This is a genomic window from Agathobacter sp. (assembly GCF_977054825.1).
The window spans coordinates 85,870-105,940 of the sequence record NZ_CDRTEH010000003.1 but is presented as its reverse complement, the minus strand read 5'-3'; the positions used below and the strand labels follow the sequence as shown (position 1 = coordinate 105,940).

Here is a 20,071-nt window from a genome sequence, read left to right as displayed (position 1 = left end):
GGCTGTGTTGCTTGAACGAGTATTTTTTGCGCCCACTTTTGTTTGAGGCGGCATGTAACTCCCACACGGCACGTCATAAATCAAGCGTATGACACAGGCGAACACCACGACGCAAGTGTCCAGCTGTCGAATGAACATAAACAATCGCAGGAGCCGAAAACGACACCGACAAATTAGCAATTTGAAACGAGTTCTGCCGCAGTACCCGCCGGGTGGCACAACCCATGAAGGGCGGGCGGCGATGCACAAATAAAAGAAAGAGGAATCCAAATGTCATTTTGTCATCTTCACACCCATACCGAGTACAGTCTGCTCGATGGGTCAAACAAGATAAAAGAATATGTAAAGCGCGTCAAGGAGCTTGGCATGAACTCAGCCGCAATCACAGACCATGGCAATATGTACGGTGTGGTGGAGTTTTACAAGACGGCAAAGGCAAACGATATCAATCCTGTCATAGGCTGCGAGGTGTACGTGGCGCCAAATTCGCGCTTTGACAGGGAGACAAGCCACGGTGATGACAGGTATTATCATCTGATTCTGCTTGCTGAGAATAATACAGGCTATGCCAACCTCATGAAGATAGTGTCAATAGGCTTCACAGAGGGCTATTATTACAGGCCGCGAGTGGATTTTGAGACACTTGAGAGGTATCACGAGGGTATTATATGCCTGTCTGCCTGTCTGGCAGGAGAAATCCCGAGATACATCGTCAGAGGCTTTTATGACGAGGCAAAGGAGATTGCAAGGAAGTATCAGGACTGCTTTGGAAAAGACAATTTCTTCCTTGAGCTGCAGGACCATGGCATTGATGACCAGAAGCTTGTGAACCAGCAGCTGCTTAGGATGAGTAAGGAGCTTGGAATAGGGTTAGTGTGCACTAATGACGTGCATTATACCTACGAATCCGATGCGGAGGCACATGATGTGCTTTTGTGCATCCAGACCGGTAAAAAGGTGTCGGATGAGGACAGGATGCGCTATGATGGCGGACAGTTTTTCGTAAAGAGCGAGGAGCAGATGAGAGCGCTTTTCCCATATGCCACAGAGGCTATTGAGAATACACAAAAAATTGCCGACAGATGCAATGTGACGCTTGAGTTTGGCAATTACAAGATTCCAAAGTATGAGGTGCCTGATGGTTATGACAGCGCCGAAGCCTTCCTTACAGAGCTCTGTGAGAAGGGCTTTAGGGAGAAGTACATAGGATGTGGCGAGTACAGTGATGAGGAGCTTAAAAAGATACATGCCGATATGGACTATGAGCTTGGTATCATAAAGACCATGGGCTTTATAGAGTATATCCTTATCGTGTGGGATTATATTAACTGGTGCCGCACACACGACTGCTGGGTAGGCCCGGGACGAGGCTCGGCGGCGGGAAGCAGGGTGTGCTACTGTACCGGAATCACGGATATTGACCCGGTTAAATACAATCTGCTCTTTGAGAGGTTTCTAAATCCGGAGCGAGTTTCCATGCCTGATATCGACGTAGACTTTGAGTATGCGGAGAGATATCGTGCCATAGAGTATGTTCAGCAGAAGTACGGACACGATTCTGTAACGCAGATAGTCACCTTTGGTACGATGGCTGCAAGAGGAGTCATAAAATCAGTCGGAAAGGCACTGGATTTCCCATATGCAGAGACTGACAGGCTTGCAAAGATGGTGCCGCAGGAGCTGAATATCACGATTGACAAGGCACTTCAGATGAATCCTGAGTTCAAGGGCATTTACGAGAGTGATGCCAGAGTGCATGATATGATAGATATGGCCAAAAGGCTTGAGGGACTGCCAAACCATACGTCCGTGCATGCGGCAGGAGTGGTAATCTATCCGGGGGTGGCGAGCGACTATGTGCCTCTTGGAAGGGCAAACGACGGAAGCCCTACCGCGGAGTACAATATGGTACAGCTCGAGGAGCTTGGTCTTTTAAAGATGGACTTTCTGGGGCTTCGTACACTTACGGTGCTAAAGGATTCCGTGAAGAATATCAAGGCATCAAAGGGCATTGATGTGGATATTGACCATATTGATTTCAACGACAAGGGTACACTTGACTTTATCGGAACAGGAAAGACAGAAGGGGTATTCCAGCTCGAGTCTGCCGGTATGCAAAGCTTCATGAAGGAGCTTAGTCCGCAGAGCTTTGAGGACATCGTGGCAGGTATCTCACTCTACCGTCCGGGTCCTATGGATTTCATTCCAAACTATATAAAGGGCAAGAACAATCCAAAGGAGATAAGCTATGTGACGCCGGAGCTTGAGAGTATTCTAGAGCCGACCTACGGCTGTATAGTATACCAGGAGCAGGTTATGCAGATAGTGCAGAAGCTCGCGGGCTATACAATGGGACAGGCGGACAACATCCGTCGTGCCATGAGCAAGAAGAAGCAGTATGTCATCGACGCAGAGCGCCAGAGCTTTGTGTACGGAGACAAGGAGCGCGGCATAAAGGGCTGTGTGGCAAACGGCATAGATGAAAAAGCCGCCAACAGCATATACGATTCGATGGTCGATTTTGCGAAGTATGCGTTCAACAAATCACATGCTGCCGCGTATGCGAAAATCAGTGTTCAGACTGCATGGCTCAAAAATTACTATCCGGTCGAGTTTATGGCAGCGCTCATGACCTCTGTTATCGACAATTCAGCCAAGGCGGCGCAGTATCTTTACAGCTGTCGTGATATGGGGATTAAGGTGCTTCCGCCGGATATCAACTGTGGCCAGGGCGAGTTTACCGCTGAGGGAGACCATGTCAGATATGGCATGTATGCCATCAAATCGCTCGGCAGGCCGGTCATAGACCAGATAATCGAGGAGAGAGATAGCGGCGGCAACTTCCGCACACTCTCGGATTTTATAGAGAGAACCTGCCAGAAGGAGCTTATCAACAAGCGTGCGATTGAGAATCTGATAAAGGCAGGCGCCTGTGATTCACTCGATGGCACGAGAAAGCAGATGGCAATGGTGTATGCATCGATTGTGGACAGGGTGCAGCATGACAAAAAGTCAACTATGGCAGGGCAGATGAGTCTGTTTGACCTGGTCTCAGATGAGGACAGGCAGTCGTTTGAGCTTAAGTATCCAAATGTTGGTGAATATGATGCAGAAGAGGCCCTGGCATATGAAAAAGAGGTGCTTGGCATCTATTTAAGCGGACATCCACTGGAAAAATATGCAGCTACCCTAAAGAAAAACATCACAGCAAATGCGATAGATTTTGTACTTGAAGAGGAGAGCGGTGCCGTAAAGATAAAGGACAATGCGCACGTGGTAATCGGAGGCATGATAGCCACAAAGACGATTAAGTTTACCAAGTACAATCAGGCTATGGCTTTTATCACGATAGAGGATCTGACAGGAACAGTCGAGGTGATTATTTTTCCGAGAGATTACGAGCGCTACCAGAGGTATTTACAGGACGATGCTAAAATATTTGTCATCGGACATGCGACAGTCGAGGATGAGCAGAACGGCAAGATAATCTGCGAGAGAATCGTACCGTTTGATGAGCTTCCGAAGCAGCTCTGGCTCAGGTTTGATACGATGGATGACTATAAGAAAAATGAGAGCAGGCTCCTTGATACAATCCGTGAATCTGACGGAGGAGATGAGGTCATAATTTACATCGCAGATACAAAGCAGATGAAAAAACTTGGCAGAAATTATTCCGTAAATGCAAATAATGAGCTCATGGAGCAGCTTTTAGAGTTTTTGGATAAAGAAAATGCGAAAATTGTTGAAAAGAATATTGAAAAATTATGCTAAAACAAGTACAATAGATTGGGATTAGAATAAATGATAATTTTTTAACATATGGAGGTTATACCAATGGCAAAAGAGATTAACACAATAGGTGTACTTACAAGTGGTGGTGACGCACCGGGAATGAACGCAGCGATTCGTGCCGTTGTTCGTCAGGCTCTCTCAAAGGGCAAGAAGGTTAAAGGAATCAAGAGAGGATACGCAGGTCTGTTAAATGAAGAGATCGTGGATATGGATTCAAAGAGCGTTTCAGACACAATCTCACGCGGTGGTACAATCTTACAGACAGCCAGATGTAAGGAGTTCGTTACAGCAGAGGGACAGCAGAAGGGTGCTGAGATCTGCAAGAAGCATGGCATCGATGCTATCGTAGTTATCGGTGGTGACGGATCCTTCCAGGGTGCACAGAAGCTTGCTGCACTTGGCATCAACACAATCGGTCTTCCTGGCACAATCGACCTTGATATCGCATGTACAGATTACACAATCGGTTTCGATACAGCCTGCAACACAGCTATGGAGGCTATCGACAAGGTACGTGATACATCTACATCACACGAGAGATGCTCAATCATCGAGGTTATGGGACGTGGAGCAGGATACATCGCATTATGGTGTGGTCTTGCAAACGGAGCTGAGGAGATATTACTTCCTGAGAAGTATGACAACAACCTTGAGGCACTCATCAAGAGAGTAGCTAATGCAAGAGAGCTCGGCAAGCAGCATTACATCATCATCAATGCTGAGGGTGTAGGACATTCACAGGAGATGGCTAAGGAAATCGAGGCTGCAACAGGCATCGAGACACGTGCAACTATCCTTGGACATATGCAAAGAGGTGGAAGCCCATCATGCAAGGATCGTGTATACGCTACAATCATGGGCGCTATGGCAGTTGATTTACTCTGCGAGGGCAAGTCAAACAGAGTTGTTGCACACAAGGATGGCAATTTCGTAGATTTCGATATCGACGAGGCACTTGCTATGAAGAAGAGCGTAGACGAGTACATGTACGATATCTCTAAATCTCTGGTTTAGTATCTAGTATAATTATAATAAACATGAATGCCCTTGTATCCGGCACATTAAATGCAGGTAATTGCGTGCATGTGCCGGTGCAGGGGCATTTATGCATTCGGTGAACGATGAATGCGCATAGGTATCAGCCGCAGGTCTATCATATGTGTAAGCATATGATGTAGTGAAAATCACTGGCAGTAGGATAATATACATCGACATAGAAAGAGAAGAAAATGATTACAAGTGCATCAAACAAAAATATAAAAAATGTGCAGGCTCTTTTAAGCAAGGCAAAGGAGCGGAAAAAGCAGGGCGTATTCGTGGTCGAGGGCCCAAAGATGAGCTTTGAGGCGCCATATGACTGGGTAAGTGCCATATATATGTCTGAGTCATTTTTTAATGATGACAGATTTAAGGAAGAGAAAAAGCGCTTCCTTGACAAAACAGAAATAGTGAGCGACTCAGTGTTTAAGAGCATGTCTGATACGCAGACTCCACAGGGGGTGCTTGCTATAGTAAGGATGCCGCACTATGAGATAGATGACCTGTTTAATGGAGATAAAACAGAGCTTCTTGTGCTTGAGAGCATACAGGATCCGGGAAACCTAGGCACCATGATCCGTACCGGTGAGGGCGCAGGTGTAAGCGGCATCATAATGAACCGTACGACAGTGGACATTTTTAATCCAAAGACTGTGCGCTCCACTATGGGTTCACTCTACCGTGTGCCGTTTTACATCACAGATGACCTTCCAAAGACTATAGAGTATGCAAAGTCAAAAGGAGTTTCTCTCTACGCAGCCCATTTAAAGGGAAAGTGTTCCTACGACAGACCGGACTACACCGGAGCATGCGGTTTTATGATAGGAAACGAGGGCAATGGTCTGTCTGACGAGATAGCAGATATGGCAGACACATACATCCGCATCCCTATGGAGGGCGCGGTGGAGTCACTTAATGCCGCAATATCAGCTACCTTGCTCATGTATGAGTGCAACCGTCAGAGAAGGCTTTTGGGAGAATAATATGCGTATTTGGTTTAAGATTTATACGGACACGCACCTGATGCGTGATATTACAATAGAAAATTACAGTGACGATACACGTACACACAAGATTTTTAAGGCTCTTGAGGATGCCTGCCTTGCATTTGATCTGGGAAAGCCCATCTGGCTTGACAGCAACGTAAGTGATTTCAAGAGGCATGGAAAGACTCGTTTTACGAAGGACAATTTTGTGGAGGATATTGACTTTGATTTTCTCGAGATGCACATTATCGAGGAGGATTGATATCTCATTATAGATATGATGACGGTCCGCACGCTGCAGGCACGGTGGCACACACGTACTCTCTCGTTCGCTACGCTACGCCATTAAGAATCTGTAGGAATTATGTCTTTTGGTTTTCTATGCTTGACGAAACCGGCTTTTATGCGCCGTCCATGGCGCATAACGCCTTGCCCCGGCGTCCATGCCGGTGCATTTCTGGTTGTGAAGCATAATTCAACAGCTTCTAAACGGCTTCGCTATGCGCTTACGAGAGAGTACGTTTGCGCCGCCGTGCCTGCAGTGTGCGGACCTGTGCACATAAAAATATACAAGAATTAAAAATATATAAATAATGGGTATAATTTGCCAATTATGCGAATAAATATGCTATAATTGATTTATGGTAATTGTAAATCAGGTGAATATATCACATGGAGGTTTTTAATGGAACAAGAGTTTGCGGAGGGCATCGATAGCTGGGAGACTATGATGTTTCTATATAATTCTGCACTGAAAGAGGTCAATACGAAGCTCGAGATACTAAATGACGAGTTCGTTCACATACATAATTATAATCCGATAGAGTACATAAAGTCGCGTATCAAGACTCCGGAGAGCATAGTTAAGAAGCTCAAAAAGGGCGGCTACGAGAGCACCATAGAGAATATGGTCACATATGTAAAGGACATAGCGGGCATCAGAATCGTGTGCTCGTTCACCTCCGATATATACCGGCTTGCTGAGATGATTGGCAGGCAGAATGATCTGACTGTCATATCGGTAAAGGACTATATGAAGCATCCGAAGGCAAGTGGCTATAAGAGCTACCACATGATTGTTTCGGTGCCTATTTTCCTTTCAAACAAGGTGGTTGACACAAAGGTTGAGATACAGATTCGTACAATAGCTATGGATTTCTGGGCAAGCCTTGAGCACAAGATATATTACAAGTTCGAGGGCAATGCTCCGGATTATATCAGCCGCGATCTGCGTGAGTGTGCAGGTATCGTAGGGCAGCTTGATGCAAAGATGCTTTCGCTCAATGAGGCAATCCTTGAGGAAAAGGAGAAGCAGGAGCATGAGAGGGAGGAGAAAATACGAGAAGATGAACATCATTAATGTTGAAAATATAACAAAGTCATATACGGGAAGGAAGCTTTTTTCTAAAGCTTCCTTTTATGTGCAGGAAAATGAAAAAATCGGTATCATAGGTATAAATGGTACAGGAAAGTCTACACTTTTAAAGATTGTGGCAGGTGATGAAGAGCCGGATGAGGGTACTGTCACCACAGCAAATCACATAGTGATAAACTATCTGCCGCAGAATCCGGAGTTTGACCCGGACGAGACAGCGCTTGAGCATGTGATGAGCCGTGTGGTTACCTCGCAGCTCGATGAGGACATGCGCTGGAGCATAGAAAGTGATGCAAAGTCGCTTCTTATGAAGCTGGATATCACAGATATGACGCAAAAGACCGGTGAGCTCTCAGGAGGACAGAGAAAGAGGCTTGCGCTTGCAACAGTCGTACTTAAGCCGTGTGATGTGCTGATACTTGATGAGCCGACCAACCACTTAGACTATGAGATGGTGGAGTGGCTGGAGGATTATCTGCGCCGTTTCAGAGGTGCGATCATCATGATCACACATGACCGCTATTTCCTCGACAGTGTCTGCAACAGAATCGTGGAGGTGGACAAAGGACAGACCTACAGCTATGATACAAACTACTCGGGCTTTCTTGAGCTTAAGGCAGCCAGAGAGGAGAGTGAGAGGGCAAGTGAGCGTAAGCGCCAGTCCATCCTCAGAAAGGAAATAGAGTGGATGCAGCGCGGCGCAAGAGCGCGTTCCACAAAGCAGAAGGCGCACATCCAAAGATATGAGGCTTTACGCGATCAGAAAGGACCACAGACAGACGGAAAAGTTGAGCTTTCATCGGTTTCATCGCGTATGGGAAGGACAACCATAGAGCTTCATGACATTTCAAAGGCATACGGAGATATTGTCTGTGTAAAGGATTTCACATATATTTTCCTGAAAAATGACCGTATCGGTTTTGTAGGCAAAAACGGCTGTGGAAAGTCCACTCTCATGAAGATAATTGCAGGTTTTATCGAGCCCGATTCAGGTGAGGTGGAGATAGGACAGACGATAAAGATAGGATATTTCGGTCAGGAAGTGGATATAGATCCTGAGCTTCGAGTGATAGACTATGTGAAGGAAGCTGCCGAATTTGTGCGCACGGCGGACGGACTTGTGTCAGCATCTGCCATGCTCGAGCGGTTTTTATTTCCACCGGAGCAGCAGTACAGTCCTGTAGGCAAGCTCTCAGGTGGAGAAAAGAGAAGACTCTATCTGCTTCGTGTGCTGATGAGCGCACCGAACGTACTGATACTTGACGAGCCGACCAATGACCTTGATGTCGAGACGCTGGCTATTTTAGAGGATTATCTGGATGGCTATGACGGAATAGTCATAACTGTATCCCATGACAGGTATTTCCTTGACAGGATCGTAAAGCGTATTTTTGCATTTGAGGGAGCCGGAAAAATCGTACAGTATGAGGGCGGATACACCGACTACATGGATAAACGTCCACAGCCTGCGTCAGGAAAAGCCGTATCAGAAAATGAATCATCCACAGGAGCAGCCGTAGCAGGCGTACAGGGAAATACTGCATCATATGATACAGACGCAAAAGAAGCCCGGAAGAAGAAATCCATGGAAACCTGGGGCCATGAGAAAAAGCTCAAATTTACCTACAAAGAGCAAAAAGAGTACGAGACGATAGAGGCTGACATAGAAAAGCTCGAAACACGTCTTTCGGAGATAGATGATGAGATGGTTAAAAATGCCACTAACTTTGGTAAGTTAAACGAACTCACAAAGGAAAAGGAAGACCTCGAGGAACAGCTGATGGAGAAAATGGAGCGCTGGGAGTATCTCGAGGATCTGGCGCAGAAAATTGCAAATTTGACAACTTAGTAATAGTCTTACTGTGTTTATACGCATTCGTTTTTATTGCAATTATCCTTTCTAAGCAGATTAAACAAACTCTGCGGTATTCCAAACCCGAATATGATACCAAGCACGATGGCACCCGCCACCTCAAAGGTTTCAATACCTTTTGAGGAGGAAAGTGCTCTGTCATTCGTAAAAAGATAATATGCCGTGTAAAAAATTCCTGCTCCAGGCACAAGAGGAAAGATACCGGAAAGCAGATAAACTGTCACAGGCATAGAGCGTGCCGCCGCAAAAATGCGCGCCATTATTGTAAGGCACAGTGTCGCGACAAGCGATGGAATCACAACACCCATATCAAACTGAACCATTATATAGTAGATGATCCAGCCAAACGCTCCTATAAAACCGCAGTAAAACAGCTCCTTTTTTGGAGCGGAAAAAATAACTGCAAACGATAATGTGGCAAAGAGAGCCACAATAAATTGTACTATAAACTCCATAGCTTAAAGCCCTCCCATATATTTCATCACAACAAACGGCAGACATGCTCCCACAGCAACACAAACGGCTGTGATCAGTGCGTCGAGCAGATGTATTGTGCCTGACAGGTAATCCCCGTTATAGATATCTCTGATAGAGGTAGTAAATGCTATTCCCGGAACAAGCGGCATGATAGCTCCTATAATGATTTTATCAGATAAAAGAGAAAGCCCTGTAAGTGTACTTGCAGTGGCAAGCAGTGTCACAAAAAGACTGGCAAGGATATTGGTGATGATCCTTGAGAAATTATATTTTTTAAGACCAAACAAAAGCACCTGCTCCAGTGAGCCGATAACAAATGCAAAAACAAAGTCAAGCCAGCTTCCGCCAAAAAGATAGCAAAAGCAGGCACTTCCAAGCCCACAGAAGAAAATCTGTGCGCTTTTTTTGTAATTAGGGATATTTTTGCACTGCTCAAGCCTGTCCCATGAGTCAATCAGGGAGATTTTCTGGTCACATATGTCTCTTGCGAGCTGGTTTAACGCGCTGATCTTTGCCAGATTGACAGCACCAAGCGGTACGTGGCGCACGATGCTGCAGGCATCCTCCTTGTTCTCATTTGCACTTGCAAATATTCCGTTTGACAGCACATATACGTCAAATTCCTCCACCTCATATGAACTTAGTATATGAACCACAGTGTCCTCCACTCTGTAGATTTCTGCACCGTTTCTGAGCATACAATCGCCAATTTCCACGGCGAGAGTCAGTATTTCCTTAGTGTATGCCATTTGTTACCTCACTTTATAAATTGATAATAGTATACAATAAATATGAATTATTACGATATTTTACAGACCAAATAAGTCACTATGTGTACCTGTGCGTGCAAGCGTGAGTACTAAAACTTCGTTGTCAAAATAATACACAAGCAGCCAATCAGGTTGTATATGGCATTCTCTGTGACCACTCCAGTTGCCGGAGAGAGGGTGGTCTTTATATTTAGTATCAAGGATTTCTCCATTTGCAATTTTTGAAACAATATCTTTTAAAAGAGTGATATCAAGACCACGACGTTTTGCTAGTTTATAATCTTTTTTAAATTGTGTTGTGTATTTGATTTCATATTTACTCATGCATCAAGGTCTGCAAAAAGTTTATCTACATCTTTATAACCATCAATAGTAGAGTCTTTTGCAATCCTTTCTGCCTCAAGCATAGCTGAGACAGTTTCTTTATTTGGAGATCCTTCTGTAATCTTGAATGGAATACCTCTTTCTCGTAAAGATTGACGAACAAAAATGTTGAATGCAGTGCTGATATTCATACCTAATTCTTCATATAAAGCTTCAGCAGCAGCTTTTAAATTGCTATCCATGCGAATGCTGATATTACTTGTTGTTGTTTTAGCCATGATAAAGTTCCTCCCTTAGATTATTTATATTTATTATATGATGTTTGCACGAAAAAAACAATATATCGCACGAAAAATATTGATTTAATTACATGTGTGTATTTTATGCAGGTGTATTTTATGCATAAAATCAATATAAATGGAAATTATATTCATATCATATTGTTAGAAGGGAGCATGAAAATGCCGGAGCATACTGATACCCCAAAAGAAAAAATCCTCGTGTATATACGTGCAGAGCAGCAGAAAACACTTCACCGTAGGCAGGTCTGCATCAATGACATAGCAAGTGTGTATTGCAAATATTCACGCTATGAGGGACATATAAAGGGAATGATTGTGGATAAGATACGCGGGAAAAAGAGCGTGATACCTGTAATGAAAATAATAGAGCAAATCACGGAGCTCTATGATGATGCACAGGTTATAAGTATAGGTGAGCCGGAGGTGCTTGTAGAGTATGACGACAACAGCAAAAATAAGATTCTTGAGGCATTAAAGGTAGCAGCGGTGTGTATACTCATATTTTTCGGCTCGGCATTTACCATCATGGCTTTTAATAATGATATTTCGATATCAGGTGTGTTTGAGCATTTCTATAAGCAGATAATGGGTGTGGACAAGCCACAGGTGTCGGTGCTTGAGGTGTTTTACTGCATTGGTCTGGCGGTCGGAATCATACTTTTTTTCAATCATATCGGAAAACGTAAGCTGTCCGATGATGTCACGCCGATTCAGGTGGAGATGGATAAGCATAACAAGGATACATGGGACACAATAATAGACAAGGTAAAGGAAAAGCAGGATGTTTGAATATATATTGCGTGAAATATTTTTGTCAGTCATAGCGTTTCTGGCAGGAGCCGGGGTATCAGCAGGAGTGTTTGCATTTGTGCTTGTGATAGGAGTGGTGCCGCGTATACTTCGGTGCAGCAGGATAGAAAATATAATACTTATAGAAAATGTCATGATATGTGGTGTGGTGGCAGGTAATATATCGTCAGTGCTTGATACGGCATATAATCTGGGCTTTGCAGATGTGTCAGAGAAACTTGTAACCATTATCTGCGGTAATATAATTATTGCAATTTATGGACTGTGTGTCGGCATATTTGTCGGCTGTATTGCAGTGGCGCTCGCAGAAATTCTGCACACGTTCCCTATCATATATAAGCGCATGAAGCTTCGCGCAGGTCTTGGCATCATAGTGATTTCCATGGCAATAGGAAAGGCGCTTGGAGCACTTTATTATTTCCTGACGGGATTTGTTGCCACTTCATAGGGCTCTCTTAAGTTATCTTTAGCTATATCAGGTTATACTATTGAAACAAAAGACAAATAGGGTATAATGGAAATACGGAAAAAGGAAAGGAAAAAATATGATTACATCAATAGCCAGACAAAGCATCATACTAAAATGCTTACGCCAGAAATCAGTGCTTGTAAGTAATTACGAGCTGTACTATACAGCAGGTCTTGCGAAGAAGTGTTTTGGAATCGCAGTCGATGCCGACATGGAGCCAAAGCAGCTTCTTGAGGAGCTGCAAAAACACATTGAGCAGGTTTCGCCGGCAGATGAGCAGGAGAAGTATCTCGTGCATCTTCTAGGCAACTATGAGCCTGATGATACTCACGATGAACAGACCAAAGAGATGTTTCACATGGGTGAGACCGAGGAGCATATGTGGCAGGTCTCAATTACATAGAATTATATCAAAACACGACAATGCCCAGCCATGTATGGCTGGGCAATTTATTATGAGCTACGGGAAAATTAGCCCATTGTAACCTCGACTGTAACATCGTGTCCGGTTCCGTTTATAGCAGGAATCATGTTTCCGTCCATAGTAGCACCATCCACGATGAGCTTTGTCACACCCTTTTGTACGTGAGCAGGATTTCTGACGGCAATGTGGTAAGTATTGCCACGGAACTCACGCTTAGCTGTAAAGCCGTCCATAGTGTCAGGAATACAAGGATCTATGATGAGACCATCGTAGTCAGGACGGATACCGAGGATGTACTGTGAGACATCTAAAAAGGTCCATGCAGCAGTACCGGTCAGCCAGCTGTTTTTTGCCTCACCGAAGTTAGGCGCATCTTTTCCAGCAATCATCTGGCTGTATACATAAGGCTCGGTGCGGTGAATCTCGCTGATATCCTCAATGTATGCAGGACATGTTCTGGTGTATACCTGCCATGCTCTGTTTCCACGGCCGATAACAGTCTCTGCTATAGAAATCCAAGGATTGTTGTGGCAGAAGATGCCGGCATTCTCTTTGTATCCAGGTGGATAAGAAGAGATTTCACCAAGCTCCACATGATATCTGTGGTAAGGCGGCTGTAAGAGCACGATACCGTATTTGGTATCAAGATATTTCTCAACAGACTGCATTGCCTTAAGGCAGAGCCCTTCATCCTTTCCGATTTCAGCGATAACACAAAAGCCCTGTGGCTCAATAAAGATTTTTCCGTCTTCACATTCCTTGGAACCAATCTTGTGCTTGTAGTGGTCGTATGCACGAAGATACCACTCGCCATCCCATCCGGCGTCCATGACGATTTTTTCCATCTGTTCAATAGCCTTCCTGGCTGTGTCAGCCTCGTCGCAAAGTCCCCTGTGTCTGCAGATTTCTACATAGTCTTTTCCGTATTTTACAAACATGCCTGCGATAAAAACTGACTCGGCATTTGGTCCCTCAGATGGTCCGAAGGTCTGGAAGGACTCGCCCGGCTCCTCAGAGAAGCAGTTTAGGTTCAGACAGTCATTCCAGTCAGCACGTCCAATCTGCGGCAGTCCGTGAGGCCCGAGATGATTGATAGTATAGTTGAACGAGCGGCGCAGATGCTCCATAAAGTCAGTTGCCTTTGAAGGATCGCTGTCATACGGTGTTGATTCGTCAAGTATAGAGTAGTCACCTGTCTCCTTGATGTAAGCAGCGGCAGCAGCGATAAGCCACAGCGGGTCATCATTGAAGCCTGAGCCTATGTCGGCGTTACCCTTTTTAGTGAGAGGCTGATACTGGTGGTAGGCAGAGCCGTCCTCAAACTGTGTGGCTGCGATGTCGAGTATTCTCTCCCTTGCCCTGTCCGGAATCAGATGCACGAAGCCGAGCAGATCCTGGCAGGAATCCCTAAAGCCCATGCCTCGTCCGATGCCTGATTCAAAATAAGAAGCAGAGCGGCTCATGTTAAATGTAACCATGCACTGATACTGATGCCATACATTTACCATGCGGTCGAGCTTTTCTTCGGATGAAGCTATGGTAAAGTGGCCAAGCAGCTTATCCCAGTAAGCTTTAAGCTCTGCTAAAGCAGCGTCGGCTTTTTCAGTGGTGTCAAATTTGGCAAGGAGTGCATCTGCGGGAGCACGGTTTATGATTCCATCCTCAGCGCGTCCGACCCATTTTTCGTTTACAGGATTTTCCACATATCCAAGTACAAAAATATATGTTTTTTCTTCACCCGGCTCAAGAGCTACCTTCAGGTGATGAGAGCCGACAGGAGCCCAGCCGCTTGCAACAGAGTTCTTAGACTGGTCATTTACTACAACTGATGGTGCGCTGTTTTCGCCGTAGGCACCTAGGAATGAATCCCTGTCTGTGTCAAAGCCGTCCACAGGGGCATTTACAGCATATACAGCATAGTGATTGCGACGCTCCCTGTATTCTGTCTTGTGGAAGAGCTGGGAGCCACCGGCGTGAATCTCAACCTCTCCGGTAGAGAAGTTACGCTGGAAGTTGGTCATGTCATCCATGGCATTCCACAGACAAAACTCTACATATGAGAAAACCGAAAAGCCTTTCTTCTTATCAGATGTGTTTTTTAATGTGAGCTTATTGATCTCGCAGGTAGAGCCCATAGGAACGAAGTCGGTAAGCTGAGCCATTAAGCCGTTTTTTACTCCTGTGAAAACAGAATAGCCCATGCCATGACGGCATTCGTATGAGTCAAGCTCGGTCTTGGAAGGCATCCAGCCCGGATTCCAGATGGTGTCGCCATCCTTTATATAGTAGTAGTGTCCGTTGCTGTCGTACGGAACATTGTTGTAGCGGTATCTGGTGAGACGCAGAAGCTTTGCATCCTTATAGAAGCTGTAGCCACCGCAGGTATTTGATACCAGAGAAAAGAAATCCTCACATCCAAGGTAGTTGATCCATGGCAATGGAGTCCTTGGAGAGGTGATGACGTACTCTTTTTTTTGATCATCGAAGTGTCCAAATTTCATATATGTAATCTCCTTTTTTTAAATACACGTAAACGTTTAAGTTACTTATACATAGAAGTATATATTGGAAATATCTAAAAATCAAGCGTAAAACAACAAAAAACAATGGTTTTATGACATATACACAAAGAAAACTGCATATTATAGTAAAAAATGCTGATGAGATGATATCCGCTTAAGTAATTGTGAATGCATAATATAAGAGGAAAAACGTAAACGTTTGAAAAATACAACGTAATACTATAAAATTTGCACAATACAAGATATGAAAAAGTGTGAAAAGTGTTGAAAATGTAAATTAGGGGTTGCAAAATCAACGACTTGTGGTATAGTAAAGATACGAAAACGATTACGCAATCAATTCGAAATGAGGAAACGATATGGTATCACTGAAAGACATAGCACAAAGATGTGGTGTTTCGACAGCGACAGTCAGCAAGGCATTACATGACCAGAAGGATATTGGTGCCGAGACCAAAAACAGAATAAAGAAGATAGCTAAGGAAATGGGATATCTTCCCAATGCTGCGGCCAGAGTTCTTAAGACAAACGAGTCGAACAACATCGGAGTACTGTATTTCGATGAGGCAGGAATGGGACTTACGCATGAGTATTTTGCCGGAGTGCTAAACGGAATCAAGGCACAGGCTGAGATGCTTGGATATGATATCACATTTATCAATACAAGCCCGGTCGGCAAGAAATTATCATACCTTGAGCATTGTAAGTACAGAAATTTCGATGGAGTCGTAATCGTTTGTGCCAGGTTTCAGGACCAAGAGGTACAGGAGCTGATGAGCAGCGACATACCGGTGGTCACGATCGACCACGTACATTACAGTTGTTCGGCGGTCTGTTCCAACAATGTGAAGTGCATGGGCGACCTGCTTGATTATATCATTAGTATGGGACATAAGAAAATCGCTTACATACATGGACAGGATTTTTCGAGCGTTACACGAGACAGGCTGGCAGCTTATTACAGGGCACTTGAGAATCATGGAATAGATATTCCTGAGGAGTATGTCAGGGAAGCAAGGTATCTGGAAACAGAGGATGTTGCAAAGCAGACAGAATATTTACTCGATTTACCTGACAAACCTACATGTATCATCTATCCGGATGACACGGCGGCAATCGGAGGCATCAATGTTATAAGAAGCAGAGGCCTTAGGATTCCGGAGGATATATCCATAGCAGGATACGATGGCACAAGAGTTTCACAGATGCTAAGCCCGAAGCTCACCACTATCAGACAGGACACTGACAAGATAGGCAGGGAAGCAGCGGACAGATTGATAAGCATCATTAAAAAGCCTAAAACAGCACTTGTGGAGAGAGCTGTTGTTGAAGGAATTTTGCTGGAGGGGGAGTCCGTAGGCAGAATTTAATATATTTTACTACTTTTTTACTAACATTTACTAACAGGTTTAAACCTGAAGCGAGAAGGAGGATTTTCTATGAAAAAGAAACTCGTAAGCGCATTACTTTGCGCAACAATGGCAGCATCATTACTGGCAGGCTGTGGCAGCGGAGATACATCCGACACAGGAAGCTCTGATAAGAAGGGCGATGCAAAAACTGAAGTGACAAACGATGGCAAGACACTCAACATCTATTGCTGGAATGAAGAGTTTCAGAGCCGTCTCACAGACCACTATCCTGATTATAAGAAGGTGGATGCGACACATGGTAAAATCGGAGATATCGATGTAGTCTGGAACATTACACCTAGTGAGAACAATGCATACCAGAACAACCTTGATGAGACACTTTTGAAGCAGACTGATGCATCTGCAGATGACAAGATCGATCTATTCCTGGTAGAGGCTGACTACGCACCTAAGTATGTAGATTCTGATTACACAATGCCAATCAAGGATTTAGGAATCACAGACAGCGATATCTCTAAGCAGTACAAGTACACACAGGATGTCGTTACTGATTCAGATGGCAACCTAAAGGGTCTTTCATGGCAGGGCTGCCCGGGTGTTCTCTTCTACAACAGAGCAGCAGCAAAAGAGGTACTTGGAACAGATGATCCGGATGAGGTTCAGAAGTCAGTATCTGACTGGGATACCTTCAATGCTACAGCTGAGAAGATGAAAGCAGCAGGCTACAAGATGACATCTACAGCAAACGATACATACCGTGTATACTCTAACAACGTTTCAAAGAAATGGGTAAGCGATGACAAAAAGATCCAGATTGATGACAACATCATGAAGTGGGTTGATGATTCTAAGAAGCTTGTAGACGCAGGCGAGACAGGAACAGCAGATCTTTGGTCAGATGACTGGAAGAAGGGCTTCTATCCGGAAGGAAAGGTATTCTCATACTTTGGACCTGCATGGTTAGTAAACTTCTCAATGGCAGCAGATGAGTCAGGTTCTATCGGAAATCAGGGCGGCTGGGGTGCAGCCCAGGGACCACAGGGCTTCTTCTGGGGCGGTACATGGATCTGTGCAGCAGAGGGAACAGACAATGCTGACCTTGTAAAGGATATCATGCTCAAGATGACAACAGACGATGACATCATGAAGGATATCGTTGTTAAGGATGATGATTTCGTAAACAACAGCACAGTTATGGATGGTCTTGCAGACGGAACAATCATGGGCAAGGACGACAAGCCTTACACAAGTACAATACTTGGTGGACAGAATCCATTACCAATGTATATAGCAGGTGTTAAGACTCTCGACTTAAGCAACCTTTCAGCATATGACCAGGGCTGCAACGAGGAATTCCAGAAGGCTATGAAGGATTACTTCGAAGGAAACTGCGATAAGGATACAGCTATTGAGACCTTCAAGAAGGCAGTTGTTGAGAAATATCCTGACCTTTCAGAATAAGATAGTTTTTGAATTGACTATAGGGCTAACAATATAAAATAATAAATACCCTGTCTGCCTTGCGTAAGCAGGCAGGCGGGGTATTCTTTTTAAAATCAGTTTACAGCATTACATCACCATTGACTACAATACCAGTTGGGAGGTAGGTATTATGAAAAAGAGTGGAGGTAAAGCGGTCAGATATAACAAATGGGGCTATATCTTTCTGATTCCGTTTATCGTTGTATACGTAGTATTTCAACTGGTACCTTTAATCACTACTATTTACAACAGCTTTTTTGAAAATTATATGTCAGGTCTTACACAAATAGGACCAAATTTCGTTGGATTTGAAAACTATAAAAAATTGTTCACATCCGGTGATATCTGGCAGTATTTCAAGAATACAATGGTTCTTTGGATCATGTGCTTCATACCGCAGATATTTTTATCACTGCTCCTTGGAGCATGGTTTTCGGATGTCAGCTTAAAGCTCAAGGGAACAAGATTTTTTAAAACAGTTATATATCTGCCAAATCTGATTATGGCTTCAGCGTTTTCACTGTTATTCTTTACATTGTTTGCTGATGGTGGACCTATAAACAATCTGCTTATGCAGATAGGCTTCATCTCAGAGCCGTACAAGTTCCTGTCACATGTTGGCAGTACAAGAGGGCTCATCGCATTGATGAACTGTCTGATGTGGTTTGGTAATACAACCATCCTGCTTATGGCAGGTATGCTTGGAATTGATACGTCACTGTTTGAGGCAGCAGAGGTGGACGGAGCAACATCCACACAGGTGTTCTTTAAGATAACACTTCCGCTCCTTAGACCGATACTGATATATGTAATCATTACATCCCTTATCGGTGGCTTACAGCTCTTTGATGTACCACAGATTTTGACAAACGGAACCGGTAATCCGGTCAGATCGAGCATGACACTTATCATGTACTTAAACAAACGTCTGTACAGTAAGGATTATGGAATGTCAGGTGCACTTTCAGTCATACTGTTTATCATCACAGCAATACTTAGTATAGCGGTATTCAAGCTCAGCGGCAATGATGATAAGAGAAAGGAGTAGGTCGATATGGCAGCAAATGTAAACAAAAAAAATAAAGGTATGGGAATCCATGCCAGACGTGCGTTAGCATATATCGTGCTTGTGATAATCTCTTTCTTCTGTCTGTTCTGGTTCTACGTAATGATAATCAATGCGACCAGATCAAACGGAGAGCTCCAGTCAGGATTTACGGCAATTCCGAGTACGCATCTGCTTGACAACTGGAACTCACTCTTACATGACACACTTCCGGTCATAAGAGGTATGTTTAACAGCCTTTTCGTAGCAGCCTGCAGTGCAGTATTGTGTGTATACTTTTCGACAATGACAGCATATGCCATACATGCATATGAGTTCAAGGCCAAGAAATTCATCTCCACCTTTATACTGATGGTTATGATGATTCCTACACAGGTTACAGCTCTTGGATTTGTTAAATTGGTAACAGGCATGGGACTGATGGATTCGTTTATTCCGCTTATAGTTCCGACAATTGCTTCACCTGTCACATATTTTTACATGAAGCAGTATATGGAGAGCTCGCTTCCGTTGTCTCTTATTGAGGCAGCCAGAATTGACGGCTCCGGAGAGTTTAGGACATTTAATCATATCGTGCTTCCGTTGATGAAGCCGGCAATAGCAGTACAGGCAATTTTCTCCTTTGTAAGCAGCTGGAACAATTACTTCACTCCGGCACTTATATTACACGAAAACAACAAGAAGACACTTCCAATCCTGTTAGCACAGCTTAGAAGTGCAGATTTCTTGAAGTTTGATATGGGAAAGGTATACATGATGATTACATTCTCTATCCTTCCTGTAATAGTGGTTTACCTTATTCTTTCAAAGCACATCGTAGGTGGTGTTGCCATGGGAAGTGTGAAGGGCTGATACAGACCATTGATTAAAACAATTTTCTTTTTATATTTTTCCCTTCATCTAAAAAGGACCGCTCACCTGGGCGGTCCTTTTTTACGAGCAAAATGGCAGGCTTTTTCTCCCGCCCTCTTGACAGAATACGTTATAC

18 protein-coding genes are annotated in these 20,071 nt (G+C 44.1%); 13 read left to right on the top strand and 5 right to left on the bottom strand.

Annotation, left to right across the window (positions count from 1 at the left end; translation table 11 throughout):
- The first annotated feature begins 270 nt into the window (after positions 1-270).
- From ACW6PM_RS04620 to ACW6PM_RS04595, 6 genes are all read left to right on the top strand, one after another.
- Positions 271-3,771, top strand: coding sequence for a DNA polymerase III subunit alpha (locus tag ACW6PM_RS04620; protein WP_456056367.1), 3,501 nt, complete (start codon positions 271-273; stop codon positions 3,769-3,771).
- Positions 3,772-3,834: 63 nt separating this feature from the next.
- A complete protein-coding gene (pfkA, locus tag ACW6PM_RS04615; protein ID WP_456056366.1) occupies positions 3,835-4,806 on the top strand; it encodes a 6-phosphofructokinase in 972 nt (323 codons plus the stop codon).
- 215 nt (positions 4,807-5,021) lie between these two features.
- Positions 5,022-5,813 carry a TrmH family RNA methyltransferase gene (locus ACW6PM_RS04610; RefSeq protein ID WP_456056365.1) on the top strand — a complete coding sequence of 264 codons (792 nt, stop codon included), beginning with the start codon at positions 5,022-5,024 and terminating at the stop codon, positions 5,811-5,813.
- Between the two features lies 1 nt (position 5,814).
- Positions 5,815-6,078: a hypothetical protein gene (locus tag ACW6PM_RS04605; RefSeq protein WP_456056364.1), complete on the top strand. Its 264-nt coding sequence runs from the start codon at positions 5,815-5,817 to the stop codon at positions 6,076-6,078.
- Positions 6,079-6,501: 423 nt separating this feature from the next.
- Positions 6,502-7,176 (top strand): GTP pyrophosphokinase, encoded by a 675-nt coding sequence (locus tag ACW6PM_RS04600; RefSeq protein ID WP_308650250.1) that lies wholly within the window; start codon positions 6,502-6,504, stop codon positions 7,174-7,176.
- Complete coding sequence (locus tag ACW6PM_RS04595) at positions 7,163-9,040, top strand: ABC-F family ATP-binding cassette domain-containing protein (RefSeq protein WP_456056465.1); 1,878 nt, start codon at positions 7,163-7,165, stop codon at positions 9,038-9,040. Before ACW6PM_RS04600 ends, ACW6PM_RS04595 begins: the two co-directional genes overlap by 14 nt.
- A 17-nt stretch (positions 9,041-9,057) precedes the next feature.
- Here ACW6PM_RS04595 and ACW6PM_RS04590 read toward each other — a convergent pair whose 3' ends face one another.
- The 4 genes from ACW6PM_RS04590 to ACW6PM_RS04575 are packed head-to-tail and all read right to left on the bottom strand — an operon-like array spanning position 9,058 to position 10,913.
- Positions 9,058-9,519: a threonine/serine exporter family protein gene (locus ACW6PM_RS04590; protein ID WP_456056363.1), complete on the bottom strand. Its 462-nt coding sequence runs from the start codon at positions 9,517-9,519 to the stop codon at positions 9,058-9,060.
- Between the two features lie 3 nt (positions 9,520-9,522).
- Complete coding sequence (locus ACW6PM_RS04585; protein WP_456056362.1) at positions 9,523-10,290, bottom strand: threonine/serine ThrE exporter family protein; 768 nt, start codon at positions 10,288-10,290, stop codon at positions 9,523-9,525.
- Positions 10,291-10,350: 60 nt separating this feature from the next.
- A complete protein-coding gene (locus ACW6PM_RS04580; RefSeq protein ID WP_012741929.1) occupies positions 10,351-10,635 on the bottom strand; it encodes a type II toxin-antitoxin system YafQ family toxin in 285 nt (94 codons plus the stop codon).
- Positions 10,632-10,913 (bottom strand): type II toxin-antitoxin system RelB/DinJ family antitoxin, encoded by a 282-nt coding sequence (locus ACW6PM_RS04575; RefSeq protein ID WP_308669799.1) that lies wholly within the window; start codon positions 10,911-10,913, stop codon positions 10,632-10,634. Before ACW6PM_RS04575 ends, ACW6PM_RS04580 begins: the two co-directional genes overlap by 4 nt.
- A 183-nt stretch (positions 10,914-11,096) precedes the next feature.
- On the opposite strand from ACW6PM_RS04575, the gene ACW6PM_RS04570 reads away from it, so the two are divergent.
- From ACW6PM_RS04570 to ACW6PM_RS04560, 3 genes are all read left to right on the top strand, one after another.
- Positions 11,097-11,726, top strand: coding sequence for a stage V sporulation protein AA (locus tag ACW6PM_RS04570; RefSeq protein WP_456056361.1), 630 nt, complete (start codon positions 11,097-11,099; stop codon positions 11,724-11,726).
- Positions 11,719-12,195, top strand: a complete 477-nt coding sequence (locus ACW6PM_RS04565) for a stage V sporulation protein AB (protein WP_330022976.1) — start codon at positions 11,719-11,721, stop codon at positions 12,193-12,195. Before ACW6PM_RS04570 ends, ACW6PM_RS04565 begins: the two co-directional genes overlap by 8 nt.
- 97 nt (positions 12,196-12,292) lie before the next feature.
- Positions 12,293-12,619: a DUF3837 domain-containing protein gene (locus tag ACW6PM_RS04560; protein WP_448754722.1), complete on the top strand. Its 327-nt coding sequence runs from the start codon at positions 12,293-12,295 to the stop codon at positions 12,617-12,619.
- 68 nt (positions 12,620-12,687) lie between these two features.
- Here the strand turns inward: ACW6PM_RS04560 and ACW6PM_RS04555 are convergent, their stop codons facing one another.
- Positions 12,688-15,141, bottom strand: coding sequence for a GH36-type glycosyl hydrolase domain-containing protein (locus tag ACW6PM_RS04555; RefSeq protein ID WP_456056360.1), 2,454 nt, complete (start codon positions 15,139-15,141; stop codon positions 12,688-12,690).
- A 380-nt stretch (positions 15,142-15,521) separates the two neighbouring features.
- On the opposite strand from ACW6PM_RS04555, the gene ACW6PM_RS04550 reads away from it, so the two are divergent.
- From ACW6PM_RS04550 to ACW6PM_RS04535, 4 genes are all read left to right on the top strand, one after another.
- On the top strand, positions 15,522-16,532 hold the full coding sequence (locus ACW6PM_RS04550) for a LacI family DNA-binding transcriptional regulator (protein ID WP_456056359.1): 1,011 nt from the start codon (positions 15,522-15,524) through the stop codon (positions 16,530-16,532).
- Positions 16,533-16,601: 69 nt separating this feature from the next.
- The gene (locus ACW6PM_RS04545) at positions 16,602-17,996 is read left to right on the top strand and encodes an ABC transporter substrate-binding protein (protein ID WP_456056358.1); all 1,395 of its coding nucleotides are present in this window, start codon (positions 16,602-16,604) and stop codon (positions 17,994-17,996) included.
- 151 nt (positions 17,997-18,147) lie between these two features.
- Complete coding sequence (locus tag ACW6PM_RS04540; protein WP_456056357.1) at positions 18,148-19,065, top strand: carbohydrate ABC transporter permease; 918 nt, start codon at positions 18,148-18,150, stop codon at positions 19,063-19,065.
- Positions 19,066-19,071: 6 nt separating this feature from the next.
- Positions 19,072-19,935, top strand: coding sequence for a carbohydrate ABC transporter permease (locus ACW6PM_RS04535; RefSeq protein WP_022292696.1), 864 nt, complete (start codon positions 19,072-19,074; stop codon positions 19,933-19,935).
- The last annotated feature ends 136 nt before the right edge of the window (positions 19,936-20,071 follow it).